This window comes from Streptomyces sp. NPDC047043 (genome assembly GCF_040644055.1).
In the GTDB taxonomy this organism is placed as follows: domain Bacteria; phylum Actinomycetota; class Actinomycetes; order Streptomycetales; family Streptomycetaceae; genus Streptomyces.
Genome location: NZ_JBEYVO010000035.1, coordinates 122,244 through 129,726 on the forward strand (window position 1 = coordinate 122,244; position 7,483 = coordinate 129,726).

Sequence of the window (7,483 nt, forward strand, 5' to 3'; positions counted from 1 at the left end):
GGCCGGTGCCTGTGCGGCGCCGGCCCCTTCGGCGTGTCAGCGGTAGGAGACGGAGGTGCCGCCGGCCGGCTCCACGAACGTGACCTTCAGACCGGGCCGGGCGGTGATCAGACGGCCGGCATGCAGCGCGGTCTGGTTGAACCCGAGCTGCGGTGACACATCCAGGGTGAGTTCGCCGAGCGACGGGAAGACCGTCCCCAGCTCTTGAGTGCCCTTGAAGTCCGTCAGCTGCCGCAGACGCAGCCTCCGTACGCCGGGCATGGCGCCGGCGTGCCGCAGGTCCGACATCGACTCCAGCGTCGTATCGACGAAGGAGATCTGGCCGGAGTCGCGGACGAACCGCCAGAAGCCCGGTGGATCGAGCGGTTGCGGCAGGACGATGGAGGTCAGCGACTCCCACGCTTCGAGGCCGCGGGTGTCCACCAGCCGCTGCACGGGCAGCGCGAGCCGGGTCACCCGGGGATGGACGGGCAGCGAGCCCACCGAGGTGAGATAGGGCGTGGCCAGCGTCAGGGAGGTGAGCGCGGCGGTGTCCGCGAGGTGCCTGAGGGCCTCGGACTGCAGGAGGACCCGCAGGGACAGGTCGGTGAGGGCGGGCAGTTCGGACACCGCCGAGATGTCCTTCAGGGCCGAGGCGTTCGTGGTGACGCTGAGGTAGCGCAGTTGCCGTCCGTGGGTGCGCAGGAAGTCCAGGTTCTCGAGGGCGGGGAGCCGCTCCAGGCGCAGGGTGCTGAGCCTGGGCAGCCGGGCCGAGGCCAGTTCGGCGGAGGTGAAGGCGCCGCTGAGCGCGATGTTGCGGCCCGCCGCCAACTCGTGGAGCAGATCCAGCTGTTCGCGGGTGGACACGGGAAGGGGCAGGACGGCCGGCATCAGGCCGAGCACCTCGCGGGCGTAGGCGGCGGCCGGGAAGTTGCTCCAGGACTGCGCGAGCCGGGTGAGCACCGAGTTGCCGTGCGAACCAGGAGCCGCGACGAGCCGGCTCGCGTACGGAATCGCCTCGGGTCCGCCGATCCTTCCTACGAGTTCCGCCACGGTCCGGGCCCGGTCCGGGTCCAGGTCCGCCGGGTCCGGCAGGAAGTCCAGTACATACGGACCGAGGCGCGCCGCCTGCGGCACCTCGGTCGGCTCGAGCGAGGCCACGAGCTGTGCGATCCGCTCGCGCACCCGGTCCAGCAACTCGGCCTTCAGCCAGGCCGCATGCTGCGCGCACAGCGCCGTGAGGACGTGCAGCTGCACCCGTAACGCATCCGGTGTGCCCGGCGCGTCCGCCTTCGTGAGCAGACCCGTCAGCAGGTCCTCGATCTCCCGGCGGCAGTGGCCGGCCGCCAGCAGGACGACGTCCTGCCAGACCTCGTCGTGGGAGTTGCGGATGAGCTCGCCCAGCGAGTTGCCCTCCACGAGTTCCTTCGCGGCGAGGAAGTCCTGGAAGGTGCGGTGGATGAACTGGTAGGAGCCGTCGCCCCGTTCCTGCAGCACTCCCGAGCGGTTGAGCAGATGCGTGAGGATGGCCTCGGGGGAGCCCTGGCGGCGGACCCGTTCCATGCCGTCCAGCGCCGACTTCAGCAGCGGGCGGGCGTCCTCGCGGCTGAACTCGGACTGACCCTGGCGCACCAGCCAGACCGCGATGCGCTGCAGGATCTGGTGGTGTTCCTCGACGGTCATGCCGATGCCGTCGGGGGAGTCCACCCGGCGTCGGGTGTCGCGGTGGCCGAGGAGCATCTCCAGGGCCGACTGGTAGAGCCGGAACCGGGTCTCGGGCAGGAAGCCCTGGTGCCTGCGGTGCAGGGCACAGATCACCGCGCACAGCAGCGGGGTGCGGGCGAGGTCGCTGAGGGTGGGGTTGTGCCGGAACTGCTGGGAGAGGTCCTGCTCCAATTCCGTGAGCAGTGCGTGGTCGTCGTCCTCGAGGCGGGCGGCGCGGTGCCAGGCGGCGACGAACGTCTGGATGTCGTCGTCCCGCATCGGCAGCAGCCGCAGTTCCTCGAAGCGCTCCGCCTCCAGCCAGTCGGGCTCGACGGCGAGAGGGCGTACTGTCGCCACGCAGTGGGTGCGCGGATAGCGGGCGAGCAGGGCCGTCAGCCAGCGGTGGGCCTCCTCCCGGTCGGCCTGCGGGACCTCGTCCAGGCCGTCCACGAGCAGCAGGGCGCGCCCCGCCTCCAGGACCCGGCCCGCCCAGCCGTTGGGCGGCTCGTCGACCACCAGGCGTGCGGCGCCCGGTAGTTGGGCGGGGGTCGGGAAGCAGCTGTCCCGTGCGCGCAGGGTGCGCAGCGGGACGATGAACGGCACCAGGCCGTTGAGCCCGGACAGGGCGGGGCCGTGGGTGCCGGCTGCCGCATGCATCGCCAGCCACCACACCAGCGTGGTCTTGCCGGCGCCCGCGTCGCCGCGCAACAGGACGCGGGGGCGCGTGGACAGTAGGGTGTCGACGCGCTGCGGGGTGCGGCCGGCGAGGGCGAGGGAGGGCTGACGGGTGGTCGCCGTGTCCAGGTTGCGCGCGTCGGCCTCGGAGATGCGCGGCGCGGCCTCCAGACTCAAGTAGGCGGTGTTGAGGTCCCATTCGGACTGCCGGCGGTTGAGGTCGTCGAGCCCGAAGATCTTCATCCGGCGGAAGGCGATGCCGACGGCGCGCGCATAGTCGCGTTCGTAGCCGCGGTCCCTCGGGTGGTGCACGGTGATGCGTTCGGTCTCGGGGAGGTCGTACGGCAACTCCGTCAGGTCGCTGATCGGTACGCCCTCGGCGCGCAGGTGGCCCCGGCCGCGTGGAATTGAGGTGACGATGCCGAGCAGGACGTCCCCGGCGAAGACCGGGGCGCCGGACAGGCCGGCCAGCGGGCTCGGGCCGTCGGGCGCCTCGGTCGCGGGTGTGCCGTCGAAGGAGAAGGTCAGCACGGAGCGCGGGGAGGCCGCGGCGGGCAGCACCCGGCCGGTGAACTGGTCGGTGGCAAGCCGCAGCCCCGCCTCGCGCTGGACGGCCGGGTAGCCGACGATCTCGCAGTCGGGCAGCGGCTGTTCCGTGGCGAGATGGCCGACCCGTACATGTGCGGCGCAGGGCAGTTCCTCGGCGGTGACCAGCAGGGCCACGTCCTGGCCCGGGTCGGACCAGATGACCTCGGCGGTGACCCGGCCGGCCCGCCGCGGATGGGCGACCTCCGGAGCCTCGGCCGAGCCCACGACATGGGCGCAGGTCAGCACGAGTCGGCCGTTGAGCGCGACACCGCTGCCCTGCCGCTCGCCGAGCACCACCACCGCGCGGCCCGCGAGGCTGTCGGCGCGTGTCATCGGCCGGGTTGCGCGGGCCGGGGGACCGGGGCGTCCTGGCCGAATCCCGTCGTGCTGCCCGGGTGGTCGTTGCCGACCCGCCAGGCGGCGTTCGTACGGGCGTCGCGCGGGGAGAGCGTGAAGGACACCCGGTGCGTACGTCCCGTGCTGTGCGAGGCGTCGGCGCCGGCCTCCACGACCCACGCCCTGACCTTGCCGCCGCCCTTGATCTCCCGGCGCAGCTCGAGCGTGAACTCCATGCTGATGTCGCCGACTTCGAAGGAGACCGGCCGGCCCGAGCCGCGCACCGCCGCCTCGACGAGCTGGTCGCGGACGGCGGCGACCGCGTCGGCGAGCTCGATTCCCGCCAGGACGTGGCCGCCGGATTCGTCGGCATCGCTGTGTTGTGAATCGGCGCCCATAACATCGTCCCCCGTCGAGTGCGCGCTGTGACCAACTGCACAGATTTTACGTGCTGTTGCCATCTGCCCGCGGAGGATGCGGGAGATGTCGACGGGGGAGATTCGGACGTCCTGCGGTGACCGTGCTTACGACAACTGGCCGTCGTAGTCCGGCAGTTTGAACGTCTTCTCGGCGTGGCCGCCCGACAGGTCGGTGGCGCTGTTGCCGATGTTCGCGATGATCGTGTAGCCCTTGTTCTCGATGTCGACGCGCTGGGCGGTCTTGTAGGTGGCGACGTCCTTGAAGAGGTCGGACAGACCGCGGACGTAGAGGCCGGAGACGTCGTAGCCGTCGTGCTCGAGGTTGTACTCGGTCGGCCAGTAGATGATCCCCGGGCGCGCCGTCACGAAGAACAGCGAAACGCCGTGCTCCTGGGCGTACTCGGCGACGTTCAGGACCGGCTTGTTGGCCGGCTGCGGGTAGCTGAAGCCGAAGTCGGTCTCCAGGGTGGTGTTGTCGATGTCGAAGACGATCGCCTGCTTCTCGCCGGACTTGGCGGCCGCGATGCGCTGCTTCAGGTAGGGCAGGGCCTGGTCCATCACCGTCTGGCAGTCCTTCTGCCAGGTCGCGTAGTCGACGTCCGAGGAGGTCGTCGCCGCGTTGGCGGGGGCGGCCAGTGCCACCAGGGCCGAGGTGGCGATGGCGGTGACGGCGGTGCGGCGCGCCCAGGGGCGTCGGCTTGTCATGGTGGGGGGTCCTCTCACGTCCGTATGCCGTTGTCCGGTGCATGCTCGTGGGCGAGGGTGGCGCGAGGGGAACCGTAGGGTTACTGGGGGGTAAGTGGCCAGAGATGTGCGTCACATTGCAGGGGCTCACGGGCCGAGTTGTACGGAGTCGGGGGAGCTTGTCGGCGTTGAGGAAGCGGCAAGTGGGTGGAGTGGAGACGTGACGCAGGCTGGGGTGGGTGGCCAGCGGGGCCACGTCGACCTCGTCGGCGTTGAACACCTGCAGAAAGGTCATCGCGGGCAAGACCGCCACGGTGGGTCGGACGTCCGTGCCGGCGTGGACGGGCAGCAGCGCCACCATTTCCACCTTCCCAAGGGCCAGGCCATGAGACGCAAGGGAGGTGAGCTCGGCCGGGTTCAAGGTCAGGTTCGACAGGTTCGAGAGTCCCCAGAACCTGCGAGTCCTCGTGCGTCGGCGGGGTGTTCGGGTTCAGCCCGAGTTGGGCCAGCGACGGGAAGCGAGACAGGGACGAGAGACCGCGTGCGTCCGGGGAAGAAACAGGCCCTCCAAGGGGGCCTTGCGCGGCAGGACCTCTAGGCCCTGCCATTTCGTCCCGGTGCGCAGAGTGAGACGAGTGAGCCGGGTGAGCGCGGAAAGCGGGCTCACGTCCTTCAGCCGCGGGAGTTCGAGCAGGTACAGCTGCTCCAGGGGGAGCTGAGCCAGAGGCTCGATCGGGGTGAGCGCGGTGCAGCGGTCGAGGACGACGGTCCGCAGGTCCTCGAAGCGACCGAGGAACGACAGGTCGTCCAGTGAGTCGTTGTCCCGGAGTGCCGTCGGCGCGCTCCATCTCGGCCCGGCCGTTGCGGATCAGCCAGTAGGCGATCCGCTGCAGCAACTCGATCTGGGACTCCTCGTCCAGTTCGACCGCCAGGTCGCGTTCGCGGTCCCGGCGTTCCAGCAGCATGGACAGCGCCGCGTCGTACAGCGCCTTGCGGCCGCGTGGCAGAAAGCCCCGGCGTTCGCGGTGCAGGGCGCGGATCAGGGCGCACATGAGTGGGTTGGTCGCCATCCGTCCCAGGTCCTGCTCGGTGCGCAGGGCGCCGAGCAGCGCCTCGCACATCGCTGGGAGGCGTCGGCCGCCTCGTACCGGCGCCGGACGAAGACCGCGACGTTCTCGCGGTTCATGGGGGAGAGGGTGAGCTCGGTGAAGTCCTCGCTGCCCAGCCATTCGTCGCGTACGGCGGAGGGGCGCGACGTCACCAGCCACAGGTTGCCCGGAAAGGCCGTGAGGAGGTCGGAGAGCCAGCGCCGGGTGCGGGCGCGCTCCGCCTCCGGCACCTCGTCACTCCCGTCGACCAGCAGAATCCCGCGGCCGGCGGCCAGCACCCGGTCCGCCCAGCCCGGCGGCTGGGAACCGGCGAGCGGGCAGCTCACCGCGCTCAGAAAGTGCCCCTGAACGGGCAGCAGTGCGCCGCCCCGGGTGAGGGTGCGCAGCGAGCAGCCGCAGCAGGTCGTCGCCGCCCGCCTCTGCGAACAGCCGGTCGGCCAGCGCCTCGTAGCCGAGCCGTACAGCCTCCATGTCGTCGCGGTCGAGATCCCCGAGGGCGTACAGCGTCCGCTCCAGGGCCCCCGCGACCGCCTCCAGCTCGCCCGGCTCCAGGGGCGCCTCCCGGGTCTCGCGCGCCGCGCGCTCCACCAGTTCCCGGACGAGCTTGCGCAGCTCCCCCTGCCGAGGGTCCGCTACTCCCCGCGGAAGGACACCAGCGCCGAGAGCCGTACGGGCTTGTCGACCAGGCCGGCGCCCAGGCCGTCCCGTACGAAGAGCTTCTTCACCAAGGGACCGAGCAGGCTCGACGCGAGTTTGGTGCCGAACTGATGGGTCCATGCGCGTTCCCCCCGAAACGCATGCCGACACAGCCAACTCAGGGTAGTGCCCGTCACATTCCGGGGACCGGCGATCTTCTCGGCCGGTGACATGCCGCACAGGCGATTCGGCCTCTACTAAGGCATGTAGTTGGCCTGGCGGATACGGATAAAGGTGCTTTTGTCCTGGAACCTCATGACCGATTCCGCCGTCGTGGGTCCGTCGTGAGGTGGTTCATCCGTCAATCAGTGTTGTGTCAAGAGGCGTGAATTTTTGCGCCGAAGTACTAGTTTCCGTCGTAGATCACACGTTTTGGGGTCCGCGGGGGTCGGGGTTACCAAGGGATGGCCCATCCGGCGACCGCATGTGCGCCGGGTGGCTTTTCTGTCCCCGATCCCCTGAGGTTTCGATGTCTTCGCGTGTCACCCCCCGTTCTTCCCGTACGTCCCTGCTGCGCACCCGTGCTGCCGTCCTGGCCGCCGGCCTCGGAGCGTCGGTCGTGCTGGGGGCCGGGGTCGCGGCCGCCGCCGATGCCACCTCCGCCTCCAGTGCGGCGAGCGCCGTCCAGGCACAGGCCGCCGCGCAGGCCAAGGCGGCCAAGACCGCCGCTGCCGCCAAGGCGAAGGCCGCGGCCGCCGCGAAGAAGGCTGCCGCTGCCAAGAAGGCCGCTGCCGCCGCCAAGAAGGCCGCCGCTGCGAAGAAGGCCGCGTCCTGGGCCCACCCGGTGAAGAAGTACACGCTCTCCGCGAGCTTCGCCCAGGCCGGCGGCATGTGGCAGTCCACCCACAGCGGCCAGGACTTCGCCGTGCCGAGCGGCACCAACGTCGTCGCCGCGCACGGCGGCACGGTCGTCAAGGCTGGCGGCAACGGCGCCGGCGACGGACCCGCGTACGGCAACGCCATCGTCATCAAGCACGGCAACGGCACCTACTCGCAGTACGCCCACCTGTCGCGGATCGACGTCAGGGTCGGCCAGGTCGTCGCCACCGGCCAGCACATAGCGCGGTCCGGCAACACCGGCAACTCCAGCGGCCCGCACCTGCACTTCGAGATCCGCACGACCCCGAACTACGGCTCGGCCGTCGACCCGGTCGCCTTCCTGCGCACCAAGGGCGTGAAGGTCTGATCGCACAGGGGCCCTAGGAGTTGTCTTCAAATGTCACGCCCACATCAGCAGCGATGCGAGGGTGACGGCTGCTTGGTAGGACTCGGCGGTCTTGTCGTAGCGGGTCG

4 protein-coding genes and 1 pseudogene are annotated in these 7,483 nt (G+C 70.4%); 1 reads left to right on the top strand and 4 read right to left on the bottom strand.

From position 1 onward, the window contains the following. Nucleotides 1–36: 36 nt before the first annotated feature. The 4 genes and pseudogenes from ABZ880_RS42805 to ABZ880_RS42820 form a co-directional block, all read right to left on the bottom strand. Nucleotides 37–3,279 (bottom strand): NACHT domain-containing protein, encoded by a 3,243-nt coding sequence (locus tag ABZ880_RS42805; RefSeq protein ID WP_361275234.1) that lies wholly within the window; start codon nucleotides 3,277–3,279, stop codon nucleotides 37–39. Further along, the gene (locus ABZ880_RS42810) at nucleotides 3,276–3,680 is read right to left on the bottom strand and encodes a trypco2 family protein (protein ID WP_361275236.1); all 405 of its coding nucleotides are present in this window, start codon (nucleotides 3,678–3,680) and stop codon (nucleotides 3,276–3,278) included. Before ABZ880_RS42810 ends, ABZ880_RS42805 begins: the two co-directional genes overlap by 4 nt. Nucleotides 3,681–3,806: 126 nt before the next feature. Next, nucleotides 3,807–4,406 carry an HAD family acid phosphatase gene (locus ABZ880_RS42815; RefSeq protein WP_361275238.1) on the bottom strand — a complete coding sequence of 200 codons (600 nt, stop codon included), beginning with the start codon at nucleotides 4,404–4,406 and terminating at the stop codon, nucleotides 3,807–3,809. Nucleotides 4,407–5,221: 815 nt separating this feature from the next. Then, nucleotides 5,222–6,363, bottom strand: a pseudogene (locus ABZ880_RS42820) (NACHT domain-containing protein); the annotation flags it as partial. A gap of 296 nt (nucleotides 6,364–6,659) precedes the next feature. Here ABZ880_RS42820 and ABZ880_RS42825 point away from each other — a divergent pair. Then, a complete protein-coding gene (locus ABZ880_RS42825) occupies nucleotides 6,660–7,376 on the top strand; it encodes a M23 family metallopeptidase (protein ID WP_361275240.1) in 717 nt (238 codons plus the stop codon). Nucleotides 7,377–7,483: the final 107 nt, after the last annotated feature.